This window comes from Pseudomonas sp. 18058 (assembly GCF_902706155.1).
In the GTDB taxonomy this organism is placed as follows: domain Bacteria; phylum Pseudomonadota; class Gammaproteobacteria; order Pseudomonadales; family Pseudomonadaceae; genus Aquipseudomonas; species Aquipseudomonas rustica.
The window spans coordinates 23,867-41,651 of record NZ_CACSJY010000009.1 but is presented as its reverse complement, the minus strand read 5'-3'; the positions used below and the strand labels follow the sequence as shown (position 1 = coordinate 41,651).

The following is a 17,785-nucleotide window of genomic DNA, read 5'->3' as shown; positions in this document are numbered from 1 at the left end:
GCTCGCCCAAGATAGTCGTCAACGCGCCACAGGGGAAGGGGCGGAAGATGAAACCCGCCCTCCCCGGCGTCTATAAAACCAATAACGAGGTCTTTATGAATGCCCCTTTCGATCAGCTGTTCACGTGGCTGAAAGATCACAAGATTACCGAAGTTGAATGTGTGGTCAGTGACCTGACCGGCATTGCCCGCGGCAAGATCGCACCGACCAACAAGTTCCTGCATGAGCGAGGCATGCGCCTGCCGGAAAGTGTGCTGCTGCAAACGGTAACCGGGGATTTTGTCGACGACGACATCTACTACGACCTGCTCGATCCTGCCGACATCGACATGGTCTGCAAGCCAGTGGCTGACGCGGTCTACGTGATTCCATGGGCGATCGAACCGACCGCCATCGTCATCCACGACACCTTCGACAAGTTCGGCAACCCGATCGAACTGTCGCCGCGCAACGTCCTGAAGAAAGTCTTGCAGCTCTACACCGACAAAGGTTGGAAGCCGATCGTTGCGCCGGAAATGGAGTTCTACCTGACCCAACGCTGCGAAGACCCGGACTTGCCGCTGAAGGCACCGCTGGGCCGCTCGGGCCGTGCGGAAAGCGGTCGTCAGTCGTTCTCCATCGATGCCGCCAACGAATTCGATCCGCTGTTCGAAGACGTCTACGACTGGTGCGAACTGCAAGGTCTGGATCTCGACACGCTGATCCATGAGGACGGCCCGGCGCAGATGGAAATCAACTTCCGTCACGGCGACGCACTGGATCTGGCTGACCAGATCACCGTGTTCAAACGCACCATGCGTGAGGCTGCGCTCAAGCACAACGTCGCCGCGACGTTCATGGCCAAGCCGATTGGTGATGAGCCCGGCAGCGCCATGCACATTCACCAGAGCGTTGTTGAAATCGCCACCGGCAAACCGATCTTCGCCAATGAAGACGGGCAGATGAGCGAGCTGTTCCTCAATTACATCGGCGGTTTGCAGAAGTACATCCCGAAAGTGCTGCCGATGTTCGCGCCCAACGTGAACTCGTTCCGCCGTTTCCTGCCGGACACCTCGGCACCGGTCAACGTCGAATGGGGCGAAGAAAACCGCACCGTCGGCCTGCGCGTGCCGACCTCCAGCCCTGAAGCGATGCGTGTGGAAAACCGTTTGCCGGGCGCCGATGCCAACCCGTATCTGGCGATCGCCGCGAGTTTGCTCTGCGGTTATATCGGCATGGTCGACAAGGTGCAGCCGAGCGCTGCCGTGGAAGGTCGCGCTTACGAACGCCGCAACCTGCGCCTGCCGATCACCATCGAAGAAGCGCTGACGCAAATGGAAGAGTGCGAAACCGTGGCGCAATACCTCGGCGACAAATTCGTGCGTGGCTACGTCGCGGTGAAGCGCGCCGAGCATGAAAACTTCAAGCGCGTGATCAGCTCGTGGGAGCGCGAGTTCCTGCTGCTGAGCGTTTAACCCAACCCAAAAGATCCCCTGTGTCGATCGTTCCCACGCTCTGCGTGGGAATGCAGCCCGGGACGCTCCGCGTCCCATCCAAAGCCGAACGCGGAGCGTCCGTTGAGGCATTCCCACGCAGAGCGTGGGAACGATCATTATAAGAAGAGGTGTCGATATGCGTCTGTTGAAATCCGTAATCCCGGTGGCCCTGAGCGTTCTGTTCAGTGCCGTAGCCCACGCCCAGCCCACCGTCAGCGTTTACAACTGGACCGACTACATCGGCGAAACCACCCTCGCCGACTTCCAGGCCAAAACCGGGATCAAGGTGATCTACGACGTTTTCGACTCCAACGAAACACTTGAAGGCAAACTCCTCGCCGGCCGCACCGGCTATGACGTGGTCGTGCCGTCCAACCATTTCCTCGCCCGTCAGGTAAAGGCCGGCGCGTTCCTCAAACTGGATCGCGAGCAACTGCCGAACTTCAAGAACCTCGACCCGAAACTGCTTGAACTGCTGCAGAAAAACGACCCGGGCAACGAGCACTCGGTGCCGTACCTGTGGGGCACCAACGGCATCGGTTACAACGTCGACAAGGTCAAGCAAGTGCTGGGCATCGATCACATCGATTCCTGGGCCGTGCTGTTCGAGCCTGAAAACCTGAAAAAACTCACCCAGTGCGGCGTGTCGATGATGGACTCCGCCGACGAAGTTTTCCCCGCCGTGCTCAACTACATGGGCATGGACCCGCGCAGCGAAAACCCGGAAGACTATAAGAAAGCAGAAGCCAAACTGCTGAGCATCCGTCCGTACATCACCTACTTCCATTCCTCGAAATACGTGTCGGATCTGGCCAACGGCGACATCTGCGTAGCCTTCGGTTATTCCGGCGACGTGTTCCAGGCCGCCAACCGCGCCAAGGAAGCGAAAAACGGTGTGAACATCGCTTACGCCATCCCGAAAGAAGGCGCCAACCTCTGGTTCGACCTGCTGGCGATTCCGGCCGATGCGAGCAACACCAAAGAAGCCCACGCCTTCATCAATTACCTGCTCGATCCGCAAGTGATCGCCAAGGTCAGCGCGTCGGTCGGTTACGCCAACCCGAACCCGGCCGCCAAGCAGTTCATGGATCCGGAGCTGGTCAATAACCCTGAGGTGTATCCGCCGCAGGAAGTGCTCGACAAGCTCTACATTTCTACCACCCCGCCCCAGGCGATCATGCGTCTGATGACCCGCTCCTGGAGCAAAGTGAAGTCGAACAAATGAATCAATACACCGAAGAACACGCCCGATCCTATTACGCCGCTTCGGCTCGGACGACTGCACCTTATCCGCAACTGGACGGTGATCTGAGCGCCGATGTCTGTGTGATCGGCGGCGGGTTCACCGGGGTGAACACCGCCATTGAACTGGCGCAGCGCGGGCTCTCGGTGATTCTGATCGAGGGCCGGCGAATCGGCTGGGGCGCCAGCGGGCGCAATGGCGGCCAGTTGATCCGTGGCATCGGCCATGACGTCGACGGGTTCGCCAAATACGTCGGTCAGGAAGGCGTGCGTTATTTACAGCGCGCCGGCATCGATTCGGTGGAGCTGGTGCGCAATCGCATCGGCGACAACGGCATCGAGTGCGACCTGCGCTGGGGTTTTTGCGATCTGGCCAACACGACCGCGCAGTTCGATACCTTCAAGGACGAACTGCTCGACCTCGCCGAACTGGGCTATGCCCACGAAACCCGTCTGATCGGCCCAGAGCAGATTCGCCAGCAAGTGGTTAACTCCGACATCTATGCCGGCGGGTTGGTGGACATGGGCTCAGGCCACCTGCATCCGTTGGATCTGGTGCAAGGCGAAGCACGGCTGGCGGCTTCGCTCGGTGTGCAAATTTTCGAGCAAAGCCAGGTTCTGGAAATCATCCACGGCGCCACCGTTCAAGTGCGTTGTGCACACGGCAGCGTACGTGCCGGCAGTCTGGTGTTGGGATGCAACGCGCATCTGGATGAACTCGAACAGCAGCTCAGTGGCAAAGTATTGCCGGCTGGCAGTTACATCATCGCCACCGAACCGTTATCCGAGGAACGCGCCGCGCAATTGATTCCGCAGAATCTGGCGGTGTGCGACCAGAAAGTCGGCCTCGATTATTACCGGCTCTCGGCGGATCGGCGCTTGCTGTTTGGCGGGGCTTGTCACTACTCCGGACGCGATCCGACAGACATTGCCGCCTATATGCGGCCGAAAATGCTCAAAGTCTTCCCGCAGTTGGCCGACGTGAAAATCGATTATCAGTGGGGTGGCAAGATCGGCATCACGGCCAACCGTTTCCCGCAGGTCGGGCGCCTCAAACAGCATCCAAACGTGTTCTATGCGCAGGGTTATTCCGGCCATGGCCTGAACGTCACGCATTGGTGCGCAAAACTGCTCGGCGAAGCGATTCACGCCGGCCACAGCCAAGGCATGGACGTGTTCAGCGGTGTGCCGCACATGACCTTCCCCGGCGGCCCGGCGCTGCGCTCGCCGTTATTGGCTCTGGGCATGTTCTGGTATCGCCTGCGCGAGTTGCTCGGTTAACATCCTCCCCTTGTAGGAGCTGCCGAAGGCTGCGATCTTTTGATTCTGTTTTAAGATCAAAAGATCGCAGCCTTCGGCAGCTCCTACATTTTCAATGACATATGGGTTGTTCACATTTGCTCTATCGCCAAGCACCTCTATATTAATGAGGTGCTTTTGCGTTACTGACGCTCAGTGCCCAATAAACCGAGGAGGACATGGATGAAGTCGTCAGCCGTCGACGAGCCGCGAGCACCAGGCCAGGCACCGATCAAGACCCGCCGTTTTGGCGTGTCATTGGTCTGGATTGTGCCGATTGTTGCTGTATTGGTGGGTATTTCGCTGGTCGTGCACAACATCATGCAGGAAGGTCCGACCATTACGGTCACCTTCAAGACCGGTGACGGTCTCACCGCCAACAAGACTGAAGTTCGCTACCGCAATGTGGTCATCGGCCATGTATCGGACGTGGAGTTGAGTGACGATCAGAAGAACGTCAACGCCACCATCAAACTGGCCAAACAGGCCGAGACCTTCACCCGCGAAGACTCGCAATTCTGGGTCGTGCGTCCGCGTATCGGCGCTGGCGGCGTGTCGGGCATCGATACCCTGTTGTCGGGCGATTACATCGGTGCCGACATCGGCCAGTCGAACACCCGTGCAAAGAATTTCAAAGGCCTGGAGAACCCGCCGCCAATCACCTATGGCGAGCCGGGCAAGCGCTTCAGCCTGCACACTCAAGACCTCGGTTCGCTGGACATCGGTTCACCGGTTTACTACCGCAAGATCCCGGTGGGCCAAGTTGTGGCCTATGAGCTGGACAAGGATGGCAAAGGCGTGAACATCGAAGTGTTCATCCATGCCCCCAACGATGCTTACGTGACCGAAAACACCCGTTTCTGGAACGCCAGCGGCATTGACGTCAACGTCGGCGCCAACGGTTTCGCGGTGAAAACCGAATCGCTGTCGACCCTGTTGGTCGGCGGTATCGCGTTCCGTGCCCCGGAATACAGTCCCAACGACACGGTCGCCGCTGATGACCGTAATTTCGAACTGTTCGACGATCAACAGTCCGCCCTCGCCCCGCCCAACGGCAAGGCGCAATACCTGAGTCTGCGTTTCGAACAGCCCATGCGCGGCCTCAAGGTCGATGCGCCGGTGGAGTTTTCCGGCATTGAGATCGGGAAAGTCGTGGCGATCAATCTCGACTTCGATGCGAAGAAACAAACCTTTCCGGTCAATGTCGGCATCGTCATCTACCCGCAGCGTCTTGGCCAGGCTCACGCCAAAGTGCTGAAAGCCTTCAACCACAACCCCGACGACGAAGCCGCCGGCGTGCGCCTGATCGGCACCTTCGTCGAGAATGGTTTGCGCGCTCAGGCACGCAGCGGCAACTTGCTCACCGGGCAGTTGTACATCGGTCTGGATTTCTACCCGAAAGCGCCGAAAGTACCGTTCGACGTCAGTGCACGACCGGTCAGCATACCGACCATTCCGGGCAGCCTCGAACAGTTGCAGGAAAAACTCGAAGCGATGCTCAACAAGATCAATGCACTGCCAGTGGAGCGCATTGCCGGCAATCTCGATGGCAACCTGATCGAGTTGCGTAAAGGCCTGACGCAGTTCAATGCGAAGACTTTGCCGGGCGTGCAAAAAACCCTCGGCGATGTCAGCAAAACGCTGGAGTCCGCCAATTCAACGTTGGCCGAAGATTCGCCACAACGCGAAAAACTCGGCGAAACCCTCGAAGAACTTGGACGCATGTCACGCTCGCTGCGTGAGTTGTCGGATTACCTGGGCCGTCATCCGGAATCGCTGATTCGCGGTCGCCCCGATAACGCCGCACCACTGGATCTCAAAGGTCCACCACGCAATTGAGCACAGGAGCTGAAACCATGGCATTACCGTTGAAGATCACCGTGCTCGCTGCGTGCTTGTTGCTCGGCGCCTGTCGCAGCGACCCGATCAGCTTCCACACCCTGACGCCGGTGCAACCCGGTGCCGGCCGCAGTGGCGCAGACATTGCCATCGAAGGCATTTCCGTACCGCCGCAAGTCGATCGAGCGCAAATCGTCATTCGCGAAGGCAACAGTGGTCTGGCAATTCTGGAAACCGAATGGTGGGGCGCCAGCCTCGCCGATGAATTGCGCAGTGCGCTGGTCGACCAACTGAGCAGCGCGGCCGGGCAACAGCGGTCATCGGTGCGGATTGAAGTGCAACGCTTCGATTCGATTCCGGGCCAGTACGGCTTGATCGACGTGAAATGGCGCTTGCGTCCGCTGGGGGCAACCGACAGTGGCTTGCTGACGTGCCGTTCAGTCCTGCAAACGCCATCCGGGCCGAGCATCGACGAACTGGTGGCGGCGCAGCAGAACAACGTCAAACGCCTCGCGGCGCAAATCACCCAGGCTGCCGGCAGCTCACGCGGCTGCCCACCCTCCTCCTGACCCCCACTCGCCCTGATCAGAGGTCGAAGCGATCCACGGCGCGGCGACGTTCATTGTCGTCGCGTACGTCGTAATTGGCGGTGGTTTGAATGTTGCTGTGATGCGCCAGTTTCTGCGCGATCGACAGATCATGCTCCTCGATCACCCGCGTAATGAACGAGCGACGGAAGTCGTGAGGCATGATCTTCACCCCGACCTGTGTGCCGCGCTGACGGGCGATGTAATAGATCGCGTGTTTGGTGATGCGCTCGCGGGTAATGTGGCTGCCTCGGCGGATGCGATTGAACAGAAACGCATCATCGCTCTCGCCTTCCTTGAGCTGCTCGCGACGGAATTCCAGCCAGGCATTGAGCTTGGCGAACGCCCAAGTCGGCGCGTACTTGATCAGTTGTTTATTGCCCTTGCCGGTGACGGTCAGGCTGCGCTCGCGGAAGTCGACCTGGTTCAAATCCAGATCCACGGACTCCGACTTGCGCATGCCGGTGCCGTACAGCAAAGCAATCACGGCAGCATCACGCAGACCCTGCGGCCGTGGATCCGCAGCGCAGACTTCCATCAACTCGTGAATCAACGTGCGTTTGAGATTGCGGCCCTGCGACAACCGCGTGCCAGCGATGCCTTTGACCGAGCGCATCTTCAATAGATGATCCTGCGTGATCAGGCTCATGCGCCACGCTTCGTTCATCACGCCGCGCACCGCGTTTACATACAGCGAAGACGTGTTCGGCGCGTAGTTGTCGGCGCGCAATGCGGCGACTAACGCGATGACATCCTCAGGTTGCAGCGCATGCCAAGGGATTTCCTCGATGTTCACTTCTTCGAAACCGAGGCGGTCAGCCGCATCTTGCAAAACATAACGCATGGTCAATTGGCTGGAAGGCGCCAGCCGTGCCAGATACAGCGTCAGCGGATTAGTGTTGGACGGGGTGGATTCAATACTCGACAAGTCAATCAAACGAAACGGCCTTGAATAGAAAACGGTTCAACAAAACAACTTAAAAGTGCAAAGAAACTTATATAAGGAATGACTCTTCCGTAGGACTTTTCTATTAAAAGTGCCGATGAATGGAAGAAGTCTGAACGGCGGCTGTACGGCTCAAAGATAGACGATTTGCCGACCGCTTTTTGATGTTCCTTTCACAAAAACCGGCATAACCTTAATTACAACAGGTTGCCCCGAAAGGCCTACAACCTGCCGTCCATGGGCATAAAAGTCAATCAGGCATTCCCCGGACGGTCTTCCAAACCATTGAAATTCCGTGTTTTTCAGACAATTGGCTGAAGGATGGCTGTCGCCTCGAGGTTCTTATGAGTCAAGCGTTTCTGCCGTTTTCGCGTCCGAGTATCGGTGAAGAAGAAATAGCCGCCGTCGAACAAGTATTACGTTCGGGCTGGATAACCACCGGGCCTGAAAACCAGGCTTTGGAAGAACAGTTCGCAGACTATGTCGGTTGCCGTCACGCCGTTGCACTTTCCTCGGCCACGGGTGGCATGCACATCGCTTTACTCGCATTAGGCATCGGCCCGGGTGATGAAGTGATTACGCCTTCGCAAACCTGGGTGTCGACCGCCAACATGATCTCGTTGCTCGGCGCCAAACCGGTGTTTGTCGACATCGACCGCGACACGCTCATGACCGACGCCGCGCGCATCGAAGCCGCCATCACCCCGCGCACAAAAGCGATCATCCCAGTGCATTACGCCGGCGCGGCATTTGATCTCGATCCGCTGTACGCGCTGGCTGAAAAGCATGGCATCGCGGTCATCGAAGACGCCGCCCACGCGGCGGGCACTCGCTACAAAGGTCGTCATGTCGGCTCGCACGGCACAGCGATTTTCTCCTTTCACGCGATCAAGAACATGACCTGTGCCGAAGGCGCGATGTTCGTCACCGACGACGAAGCGTTGGCCAGCCGCGTGCGCATGCTCAAATTCCACGGTCTGGGCGTTGACGCCTACGATCGCCTGACCGGTGGCCGCAAGCCGCAGGCGCAAGTGATGGAGCCGGGTTTCAAATACAACCTCGCCGACATCAACGCCGCCATCGCGCTCGTACAACTGCAACGTCTGGACGAGATCAATGCGCGCCGGAATGAACTCGCCGCCGCTTACCGGCAAAAACTCGAAGGCCTGCCGGTGCAACCACTGGCCCTGCCCGCCTACGCCCAGCAACACGCCTGGCACCTGTTCATCCTGCGCATCGACAGCGAGCGCTGCGGCATGGATCGCGAAGCCTTTATGAAGGGCTTGCAGGATCAGGGCATCGGCACCGGCATCCATTTCATCGCCACCCACCTGCACACCTGGTATCGCCAGCGTGACCCGGATTTATACCTGCCCAACACCGAATGGAACTCGGCACGGCTGTGCTCGATTCCGCTGTTCCCCGACATGAGCGATCAAGACCTTGATCGCGTGGTCGGGGCCATCGCCACCCTCATGGATAAACGCCTGTGAAACCCTATCCGATTCGCTGCGTGTCGATCGTCATCCCGGTCTACAACGAACAGGATAGCCTCCCGGAACTGCTGCGCCGCACCGAAGCGGCGTGCCGGATGCTGCGCCACGACTATGAAATTGTCCTCGTCGACGACGGCAGCCGGGACGAATCCGCCAACATTCTTGAAGAAGCCGCGACCCGCGAAGACAGCCCGTTCGTGGCGGTCATTCTCAACCGCAACTACGGCCAGCACGCGGCAATCATGGCTGGCTTCGAACAGTGCAAAGGCGATGTGGTGATCACCCTCGACGCTGACCTGCAGAACCCGCCGGAAGAAATCCCGCGTCTGGTCGCCGAGGCGGAAAAAGGTTACGACGTGGTCGGCACCGTGCGCGGCAATCGTCAGGATTCGGCATTGCGCCGCTACCCCTCGAAGCTGATCAACCTCGCCGTGCAGCGCTCCACCGGCGTCGCCATGAGCGACTACGGCTGCATGCTCCGCGCTTACCGCCGCACGATCATCGACGCGATGCTCGCCTGCCGTGAGCGCAGCACCTTCATCCCGATTCTGGCCAACAGCTTCGCCCGCCACACCACCGAAATCGTCGTCGCCCACGCCGAGCGTGAACACGGTGATTCGAAATACAGCCCGATGCGTTTGATCAACCTGATGTTCGACTTGATCACCTGCATGACCACCACGCCGCTGCGCTTGTTGAGCATCGTCGGTTTCGCCATGGCCGGTCTCGGCGTGGCGTTCGCCGCTGCATTGATCGTGTTGCGTCTGCTGTTCGGTGCCGGATGGGCCGGGGACGGAATGTTCGTGCTGTTCGCGGTGCTGTTCGTGTTCACCGGCGGCCAGTTCATCGGCATGGGCCTGCTCGGCGAATACCTGGGGCGCATGTACAGCGACGTGCGCGCCCGCCCGCGTTTCTTCATTGAAAAAGTGTTGCGCAGCCACCCTTCCCACCCGGCGCCTGCGATCACGGTTGATGGTCTTTCTTCTACTTCTACTACCGGTCAGGTTCTCTCATGAGCGCAAAAACTGTTGTCTTCGCTTACCACGATATTGGCTGCGCCGGCATTCAAGCCCTGCTCGACAGCGGCTACGACATTGCCGCCGTGTTCACTCACGCCGATGACCCGAAAGAGAACGCTTTCTACGCCTCGGTCGCGCAACTGTGCGCCAGCAAAGGCATCCCGGTGCATGCGCCGGAAGATGTTAACCACCCACTGTGGATCGAGCGGATTGCGAAGCTCAGCCCTGAGTACATTTTCTCCTTCTACTACCGCAACCTGCTGAGCGAACAGCTGCTGACCACCGCGAAAAAAGGTGCGTTCAACCTGCACGGTTCGTTGCTGCCAAGCTACCGTGGCCGCGCCCCGGCGAACTGGGTACTGGTCAACGGTGAAAGCGAAACCGGTGTGACCCTGCACCGCATGGTCAAACGTGCCGATGCCGGCGCGATCGTCGCGCAACAACGCGTGGCGATCGAGCGCAGCGACACCGCGCTGAGCCTGCACGGCAAACTGCGTATCGCCGCGACCGATCTGTTGCGTGACACCCTGCCAGCGATGCTGCAAGGCAAGACCAGCGAAACCGCGCAGGACGAATCGCAAGCCTCGGTATTCGGTCGTCGCACGGCGGCGGACGGCAAACTGGTCTGGGCCAAACCTGCTGAGCAACTGTTCAATCTGGTGCGCGCCGTCACTCAGCCATACCCGGGCGCCTTCTGTGCCGTGGGCGAGCACAAGCTGATCGTCTGGAGCGCTGAAGTCGTCAAAGGCAACGACGGTCAGGCACCAGGCCGGGTGATCAGTGTCGATCCGCTGCGCATTGCTTGCGGTGAAGACTCGCTGGTGATTCTCTCCGGTCAGCGTAACGACAACGGTCTGTTCCTCAGCGGCCCGCAACTGGCCAGTGAGTTGGGTCTGGTCGACGGTTCGCTGCTGCGCGGCGCTGAATCCGGTCGTGCGCCACGTCGCACGCGCGTGCTGATCCTTGGCGTCAACGGCTTTATCGGCAATCACTTGTCCGAGCGTCTGCTGCGTGATGATCGCTACGAAGTCTATGGTCTGGACATCGGTTCCGACGCCATCGACCGTCTGCGCGGCCACCCGCACTTCCATTACGTGGAAGGCGACATCAGCATTCACTCCGAGTGGATCGAGTACCACATCAAGAAGTGCGACGTGGTTCTGCCGCTGGTGGCCATCGCCACGCCGATCGAATACACCCGCAACCCGCTGCGCGTGTTCGAGCTCGACTTCGAAGAAAACCTGAAACTGGTGCGTTACTGCGTCAAGTACAACAAACGCGTGATTTTCCCGTCGACCTCGGAAGTCTATGGCATGTGCCAGGACAAGCACTTCGATGAAGACACCTCGAACCTGGTGGTCGGGCCGATCAACAAGCAGCGCTGGATCTACTCCGTGTCCAAGCAACTGCTCGATCGGGTGATCTGGGCCTACGGCGCCAAGGGCCTGAATTTCACCCTGTTCCGCCCCTTCAACTGGATGGGCCCGCGCCTTGATCGGCTGGATTCGGCGCGTATCGGCAGCTCCCGCGCCATCACCCAATTGATCCTCAACCTGGTCGAAGGCACGCCGATTCGTCTGTTCGACGGCGGCGAGCAGAAACGCTGCTTCACCGACATCGCTGACGGCGTCGAAGCACTGGCGCGGATCATCGATAACGACAACGACGTCTGCAACGGCCAGATCATCAACATCGGCAACCCGGACAACGAAGCGAGTATTCGCCAGTTGGGTGAAGAGTTGCTGCGTCAGTTCGAAGCGCATCCGCTGCGCGACAACTTCCCGCCGTTCGCCGGTTTCCGCGACGTTGAGAGCAAGGCGTTCTACGGCGCCGGTTATCAGGACGTCGAACACCGCAAGCCAAGCATCGCCAACGCCAAGCGACTGCTCGACTGGACGCCAACTGTGGAAATGCGCGAGACCATTGGTAATACGCTGGATTTCTTCTTGCGTGAAGCCATGCTCGAAATCGAGGACAAGCGTTGATGCAGGCCGGTCTACGCATCGACGTCGACACCTTTCGCGGCACCCGTGAAGGTGTGCCGCGTTTGCTGGAAATGCTCGACGAGGCGCAGATCAAGGCGACGTTTTTCTTCAGTGTCGGCCCGGACAACATGGGCCGGCATCTGTGGCGCCTGATCCGCCCGCAGTTCCTCTGGAAAATGCTCCGTTCCAATGCCGCCGGCCTGTATGGCTGGGACATTCTGCTGGCCGGTACGGCGTGGCCGGGCAAACCGATTGGCCGCGAACTCGGGCACCTGATGCGTCAGGCCCGCGACGCCGGTCATGAGGTTGGTCTGCATGCGTGGGATCACCACGGTTGGCAAGCGAATGCCGGGCGCTGGAGCGAGGCGCAACTGATCGAGCAGATTCGTCAGGGCGTCGACACCTTGAGCGACATTCTTGGCGAGAAAGTCACCTGCTCCGCCGCCGCCGGTTGGCGCGCCGACGAGCGCGTGATCGAAGCCAAGCAAGCCTTCGGCTTTCGCTACAACAGCGATTGCCGGGGGTCGCAGCTGTTCCGTCCGTTGTTGGCGGATGGCACGCCCGGCACGCCGCAGATACCGGTGGATCTGCCGACCTTCGATGAGGTGGTCGGCCCTGCTGTCGCCGCGCAGGATTTCAACGCGTTCATCCTTGAGCGGTTTCGCCCGGCAAAGCTCAACGTCTACACCATTCATGCCGAAGTGGAAGGGATTCTGATGGCTGAGGATTTTCGTCACTTGCTGGCCGATGCGCGCCAGCGAGGTATCGACTTCAAACCGCTGGGCGACTTGCTGCCCGAGTTCTTCAACACTTTGCCCGTGGGTCGCGTACAGCGCGGCACTCTCGATGGCCGTGAAGGCTGGCTGGGAGTGCAAGGCGCATGACTAAACGCTGGGCATTGCCGCTGCTGTTGTTGGGCATCTGTCTGCTGGCTTACCTGCTGCCATTGGGCACGCATGGCTTGTGGATTCCTGATGAGACGCGCTATGCGCAAATCAGTCAGGACATGTTGCTGAGTGGCAACTGGGTGTCGCCGCACTTTATGAGCCTGCGCTATTTCGAGAAGCCGATTGCCGGCTACTGGATGATCGCGCTCGCGCAGAATGTGTTCGGACAGAACCTGTTCGGCGTGCGCTTCGTTTCGGCGCTGAGCACCGGGTTGAGCATGTTGCTCTGTTATCTGATCGCCAGGCGTTTGTGGAATGAGCCACGCAAAAGCTTTGCCTGCGCCCTGCTCTACATGAGTTTCACCATCGTTGCCGGCCAGGCGGGATACGCCAACCTCGACCCGCAGTTCACCTTTTGGGTCAACCTGAGTCTGGTGGCGCTGTGGTTTGCCGTCGACAGTCAAACCAGCGGTAAACGCATGCTGGCCTGGGCAGTGCTGGGGCTGGCGTGCGGCATGGGTTTTATGACCAAAGGATTTCTCGCGTGGTTATTGCCGGTGTTGATCGCCCTGCCGTGGATGCTTTGGCAAAAGCGCTGGCGGGAACTGTTGTTGTACGGCCCGGTGGCGATTGCCATCGCGATCCTCATCAGTTTGCCGTGGGTGCTCTCGGTGCATGCGCAAGAGCCCGACTTCTGGCGGTTCTTCTTCTGGCATGAACACATCCGCCGTTTTGCCAGTGACGACGCCCAGCACGATGCGCCGTGGTGGTTTTACCTGCCGCTGCTGCTGGCGTTCAGTCTGCCGTGGGCGGGTTTGATCCCGACAACGTTCAAGCAGGCATGGCAGACACGCGCCCAGCCCCCCGTGGTGTTTCTGTTGCTGTGGCTGCTGATGCCGCTGCTGTTTTTCAGCCTGAGCAACGGCAAGTTGCCGACCTACATTCTGCCGTGCCTGCTGCCGATGGCGCTGTTGTTGGGCAATGCGTTGGCCGACCGTTTACGGCTGGGACAGGGTCGAGCGCTGGGCTTGAACGGCCTGCTCAATCTGCTGTTGGGCATCGTCACGCTGATTGCGCTGGTGTACCTGCAACTGAACCGGCCGCTGTACGACCACGAACTGCACAGTCTGGTGCTGGTGTTTATCGGGCTGATCGGCTGGATCATCGCCAACCTGCTGCAAGCCTTTCTGCCGCTGCAATGTTGGGCCGCACCGGCGTTCGGCAGCCTGTTGCTGATCGCGGTACTGCCGGCGGCGCTGCCGAAATCGGTGGTCGCCAACAAGATGCCCGATCAATTCATCAAACATCACGTCGCTGAACTGGCTCAGACCGATCATCTGCTGAGCAATGATCTGGGTGCCGCCGCTGCACTGGCCTGGCGTCTGAAAACCCCGCAAGTCGCGTTGTACAACACGATAGGCGAATTGAAATATGGCCTTGCCTATCCTGACGGCATTCAACAGCGGGTCGATCCCGATCAAGTGCAACAGTGGATGCGCGAGGCGCGCCGCAGCGGTTCGGTCGGCGTGGTGATGCGCGTCAAGGGGCAGGACGAACTGGACGAAATCGACAGATTGCCAAAGGACGGCGTCCGCTACGAGCAGGGCAACCTGGTGATCATGATTCTGCCCAAGGAGGCGTCATGAGCCTGTTGCTGCTGTTGGCCGCGTGCCTACTGACCTGTCTGGGACAGGTCGCGCAAAAGTACGCCGTGGAGAGTTGGCGCGGCGTCGACGCTTCGTTGACCGCCAAACTGCGCTCGCCGTGGTTATGGCTGGCCCTGCTCGCCCTCGGCTCGGGCCTGTTGGTCTGGCTGCTGGTGTTGCAGCGCATTGAAGTCGGCATCGCTTATCCGATGCTCAGCCTCAACTTCGTCCTGATCACTTTGATTGCGCGCTTCGTTTTCCGTGAACCGATCGACCGCCAGCATTGGCTTGGTGTCGCGCTGGTCATCGGCGGCGTGGCTCTGCTGGGGCAACAGTCATGAATCAACGTCGTGGCATCACTTTCGCCCTCGGCAGCGTTTTGCTGGTCAGCGCCGCGCAACTGGCAATGCGCTGGAGCATGACGCGCCTGCCCGCACCGGAACAATGGCTGGCATTCGACAGCCTCGACCTGCGTGCCCTGGCCGTAGTTGTCGCAGCGATCTTTGCCTACGCCTTATCAATGTTGTGCTGGCTGCTCGCCTTGCGCGACTTGCCGCTGGGCCGCGCCTATTCGCTGCTGAGCATCAGCTACGCGCTGGTGTATCTGCTGGCGGCCAGTCTGCCGCTGTTCAACGAATCCTTCAGTTTCACTAAATCGCTGGGCGTGGCGTTGGTCATGCTCGGGGTCATCACCATCAACACGCGTCCGGCTCGTGCGCCTGCACTCAGGAGTGCTCCATGAAAATCACAGTATTTGGCAGCGGTTACGTCGGTCTGGTGCAAGCGGCGGTATTGGCCGAGGTTGGCCATGATGTCGTGTGCATGGACGTCGACCAGAAGAAGGTCGACCTGTTACGTCAGGGCCACGTGAGCATTTTCGAACCGGGGCTGGCCAGCCTGGTGCGCGAGGGGCTCGATTCGAAACGCCTGCTATTCACCACCGATGAAAAACTCGCGGTGCAGCATGGTCGAGTAGCGTTCATTGCGGTGGGCACGCCGTCACGCGAGGACGGTTCGGCGGATCTGCGTTACGTGCTCTCGGTGGGCGATGCGATTGCCCGTCACCGCGAGCAGCCGCTGATTCTGGTGGAGAAATCCACGGTACCAGTGGGCACCGGCGATACCTTGCGCGCGCACATCGAAAAAGCGCTGATCAAGGTCGGTCGGCTGCTGCAGTTCGATATCGTTTCCAACCCTGAGTTTTTGAAGGAAGGCTCAGCGGTCGCTGACTGCCGCCGCCCGGATCGCATTGTCATCGGCTGTGAAGGTGATGACGTGCGCGACGTGATGCGCGATCTATACGCGCCGTTCAACCGCAACCATGACCGCATCATGTTCATGGATCTGCGCAGCGCTGAGCTGACCAAATACGCCGCCAACTGCATGCTCGCGACCAAGATCAGCTTCATCAATCAGATCGCTGAACTCGCCGAACACTTGGGCGCCGACATTGAGTCGGTGCGTCAAGGCATCGGCGCCGACACGCGCATCGGTTATCACTTCATCTATCCGGGTTGCGGTTATGGCGGTTCGTGCTTCCCGAAAGACATGCGCGCGCTGATCCACAGCGCCGAAGAAGCGCATTGCTCCAGCGATTTGCTGCAAGCGGTCGAGGCGATCAATCAGCGGCAAAAACACAAGCTGTTCGAGCGCATCAATGCGTTCTATCAAGGCGAACTGCGCGGCAAGACCTTCGCCCTGTGGGGCCTGGCGTTCAAACCGAACACCGACGACATGCGCGATGCGCCGAGCCGTGTGTTGCTGGAGGAATTGTGGGCCGCCGGCGCCAGCGTGCGCGCGTTCGATCCGGAAGCCATGCAGGAAACCCAGAACCTTTATCCGGACGAATCGAAACTGATGCTGATGGGCACCCCGGAATCGGTATTGCCCGGCGCCGATGCATTGATCATCTGCACCGAATGGCAGCAGTTCAAGGCGCCGGATTTCGACCTGATCAAACAGCGTCTGAACAATCCGGTGATCTTCGACGGTCGCAACCTGTACGACGCCGAGCGTCTGGAGCGCAACGGTATCCAGTACTTCCCGATGGGCCGTGGCGAATCGCGCAAATTGCCGATACCGCTGCAACAATGGCCACACGCGTCCGACGTCGCTTGATCACCTTATCGCCTGAGATTCGCCGGCAGTCCCTGATCGCAGGGCTGCTGGCGTTTTTTTTGCTGATGGCCGGGGTCTATGGGCAGGCGCCGATCGGTTTTGGTGGTTTTGTTGATCGCGCGCCGACGGTTTCCTGAGCAGTTGAGTGACGTTTCGTTTGTCCTGATCGCATTAGGCGTTCTGCAACTGGTTGCACTGTCGCGACTGCTAATCCCGCGCTGGCGACCAGAAGTCCTCGCGCTGTGTTCGGTGTTGGCGTTATGGACGGTGTATGCGGCGGTGTTTGAACCGGTGGAGCGGCGCTTGTACGACACGCAGACTTTCAGTCGAGCAGCGTTTGCACAGGTTCAGCAAAACCCAGCGCCGCTGGTGCTGCACGGGATGGGCAAAGATGCGAAGGCAATCAAGTTTATGGTCAACATCGAGCAGGATCTGCAACCGCAGTTCACTGAGTCGGTGCAACAACTCGAAGCGCTCAAAGGCCCCGCATGGCTAATGATGGATCGCAATGACTTGCAATCGCTCAAAAGCACGCCTCTGGAGAACCTGCAGCCCTCGCTCAGAGGTCGTTTCGACAAAAACGATTACGTCCTGCTGCACCTGAAACCCTTGTAGGAGCTGCCGAAGGCTGCGATCTTTTGGCTTTTTTACAATCCAGATCAAAAGATCGCAGCCTGCGGCAGCTCCTACATGACCAGAACGTTTACTGTGCGTCGTGCCCTATTGGCTGACGCGGCCGTCCTTCCCGCCATTGAACGCTCGGCTGCCGAGCTGTTTCGGCTTGATCCGTCACTGGCATGGTTGGCGGATGCTGAAGTGCCCGATGCTGTGCAGCAGGTACTGGCGATTGAGCAATCGTGCGTGTGGGTGGCTGAACACGATGATCAACAACTGGCCGGGTTTCTGCGTGCGGTGGAGGTCGACCAGCAGTTGCACATCGAAGAGCTGTCAGTGAGCCAGTTGTTTCAGGGGCAAGGCATCGGTCGCGCGCTTGTGTCCGCCGCTATCGAACACGCGCGCCAACGCTCAATGCGGGCCGTAACACTTACCACGTTTCGCGACTTGCCTTGGAATGCGCCGTTTTATCAACGTATAGGTTTCGTCGCGATGACTTCTGACTCAACCGATCAGCACTTGCGCGAAGCACTGCAAGCCGAAGTCGCCCATGGCTTTCCCGGCGAACGCCGCTGCGCCATGCGCCTGGCAATCATCTGAGACCAGCGCAAGCCCTTGTGGGGCGGGCTTG

At 59.3% G+C, this 17,785-nt stretch carries 15 protein-coding genes and 1 pseudogene; 15 read left to right on the top strand and 1 reads right to left on the bottom strand.

What is annotated here, in order from left to right:
• Positions 1–95 precede the first annotated feature (95 nt).
• The 5 genes from GVL50_RS07035 (at position 96) to GVL50_RS07015 (ending at position 6,424) form a co-directional block, all read left to right on the top strand.
• Positions 96–1,454: a glutamine synthetase family protein gene (locus GVL50_RS07035; protein ID WP_053120225.1), complete on the top strand. Its 1,359-nt coding sequence runs from the start codon at positions 96–98 to the stop codon at positions 1,452–1,454.
• Between the two features lie 157 nt (positions 1,455–1,611).
• The gene (locus tag GVL50_RS07030; protein ID WP_159812248.1) at positions 1,612–2,700 is read left to right on the top strand and encodes a polyamine ABC transporter substrate-binding protein; all 1,089 of its coding nucleotides are present in this window, start codon (positions 1,612–1,614) and stop codon (positions 2,698–2,700) included.
• Positions 2,697–3,998, top strand: coding sequence for an FAD-binding oxidoreductase (locus GVL50_RS07025; RefSeq protein ID WP_159812247.1), 1,302 nt, complete (start codon positions 2,697–2,699; stop codon positions 3,996–3,998). The genes GVL50_RS07030 and GVL50_RS07025 overlap by 4 nt, the downstream gene beginning before the upstream one ends.
• 201 nt (positions 3,999–4,199) lie before the next feature.
• Entirely contained in the window at positions 4,200–5,855 is a 1,656-nt protein-coding gene (locus GVL50_RS07020; protein WP_159812246.1) for an intermembrane transport protein PqiB, read from the top strand.
• Between the two features lie 17 nt (positions 5,856–5,872).
• Positions 5,873–6,424 carry a membrane integrity-associated transporter subunit PqiC gene (locus GVL50_RS07015; protein WP_159812245.1) on the top strand — a complete coding sequence of 184 codons (552 nt, stop codon included), beginning with the start codon at positions 5,873–5,875 and terminating at the stop codon, positions 6,422–6,424.
• A gap of 16 nt (positions 6,425–6,440) precedes the next feature.
• Here the strand turns inward: GVL50_RS07015 and xerC are convergent, their stop codons facing one another.
• On the bottom strand, positions 6,441–7,286 hold the full coding sequence (xerC, locus tag GVL50_RS07010; protein ID WP_256671833.1) for a tyrosine recombinase XerC: 846 nt from the start codon (positions 7,284–7,286) through the stop codon (positions 6,441–6,443).
• A gap of 446 nt (positions 7,287–7,732) precedes the next feature.
• Here xerC and arnB point away from each other — a divergent pair, with 446 nt between their 5' ends.
• The 10 genes and pseudogenes from arnB (at position 7,733) to GVL50_RS06960 (ending at position 17,754) form a co-directional block, all read left to right on the top strand.
• Positions 7,733–8,881, top strand: coding sequence for a UDP-4-amino-4-deoxy-L-arabinose aminotransferase (gene arnB, locus GVL50_RS07005; protein ID WP_159812244.1), 1,149 nt, complete (start codon positions 7,733–7,735; stop codon positions 8,879–8,881).
• The gene (gene arnC / locus GVL50_RS07000) at positions 8,878–9,900 is read left to right on the top strand and encodes an undecaprenyl-phosphate 4-deoxy-4-formamido-L-arabinose transferase (protein WP_159812243.1); all 1,023 of its coding nucleotides are present in this window, start codon (positions 8,878–8,880) and stop codon (positions 9,898–9,900) included. Before arnB ends, arnC begins: the two co-directional genes overlap by 4 nt.
• On the top strand, positions 9,897–11,888 hold the full coding sequence (gene arnA, locus GVL50_RS06995; RefSeq protein ID WP_159812242.1) for a bifunctional UDP-4-amino-4-deoxy-L-arabinose formyltransferase/UDP-glucuronic acid oxidase ArnA: 1,992 nt from the start codon (positions 9,897–9,899) through the stop codon (positions 11,886–11,888). The genes arnC and arnA overlap by 4 nt, the downstream gene beginning before the upstream one ends.
• Positions 11,888–12,772, top strand: a complete 885-nt coding sequence (arnD, locus tag GVL50_RS06990) for a 4-deoxy-4-formamido-L-arabinose-phosphoundecaprenol deformylase (RefSeq protein ID WP_159812241.1) — start codon at positions 11,888–11,890, stop codon at positions 12,770–12,772. Before arnA ends, arnD begins: the two co-directional genes overlap by 1 nt.
• Positions 12,769–14,421 (top strand): lipid IV(A) 4-amino-4-deoxy-L-arabinosyltransferase, encoded by a 1,653-nt coding sequence (gene arnT, locus GVL50_RS06985; protein ID WP_159812240.1) that lies wholly within the window; start codon positions 12,769–12,771, stop codon positions 14,419–14,421. The genes arnD and arnT overlap by 4 nt, the downstream gene beginning before the upstream one ends.
• Positions 14,418–14,762 (top strand): 4-amino-4-deoxy-L-arabinose-phosphoundecaprenol flippase subunit ArnE, encoded by a 345-nt coding sequence (arnE, locus tag GVL50_RS06980; protein ID WP_159812239.1) that lies wholly within the window; start codon positions 14,418–14,420, stop codon positions 14,760–14,762. Before arnT ends, arnE begins: the two co-directional genes overlap by 4 nt.
• Positions 14,759–15,163 carry a 4-amino-4-deoxy-L-arabinose-phosphoundecaprenol flippase subunit ArnF gene (arnF, locus tag GVL50_RS06975; protein WP_159812238.1) on the top strand — a complete coding sequence of 135 codons (405 nt, stop codon included), beginning with the start codon at positions 14,759–14,761 and terminating at the stop codon, positions 15,161–15,163. The genes arnE and arnF overlap by 4 nt, the downstream gene beginning before the upstream one ends.
• Positions 15,160–16,539, top strand: coding sequence for a UDP-glucose/GDP-mannose dehydrogenase family protein (locus tag GVL50_RS06970; protein ID WP_159812237.1), 1,380 nt, complete (start codon positions 15,160–15,162; stop codon positions 16,537–16,539). Before arnF ends, GVL50_RS06970 begins: the two co-directional genes overlap by 4 nt.
• Before the next feature lie 96 nt (positions 16,540–16,635).
• Positions 16,636–17,154: pseudogene (locus GVL50_RS06965) on the top strand (glycosyltransferase); the annotation flags it as partial.
• A gap of 75 nt (positions 17,155–17,229) precedes the next feature.
• On the top strand, positions 17,230–17,754 hold the full coding sequence (locus tag GVL50_RS06960) for a GNAT family N-acetyltransferase (RefSeq protein WP_159812236.1): 525 nt from the start codon (positions 17,230–17,232) through the stop codon (positions 17,752–17,754).
• The last annotated feature ends 31 nt before the right edge of the window (positions 17,755–17,785 follow it).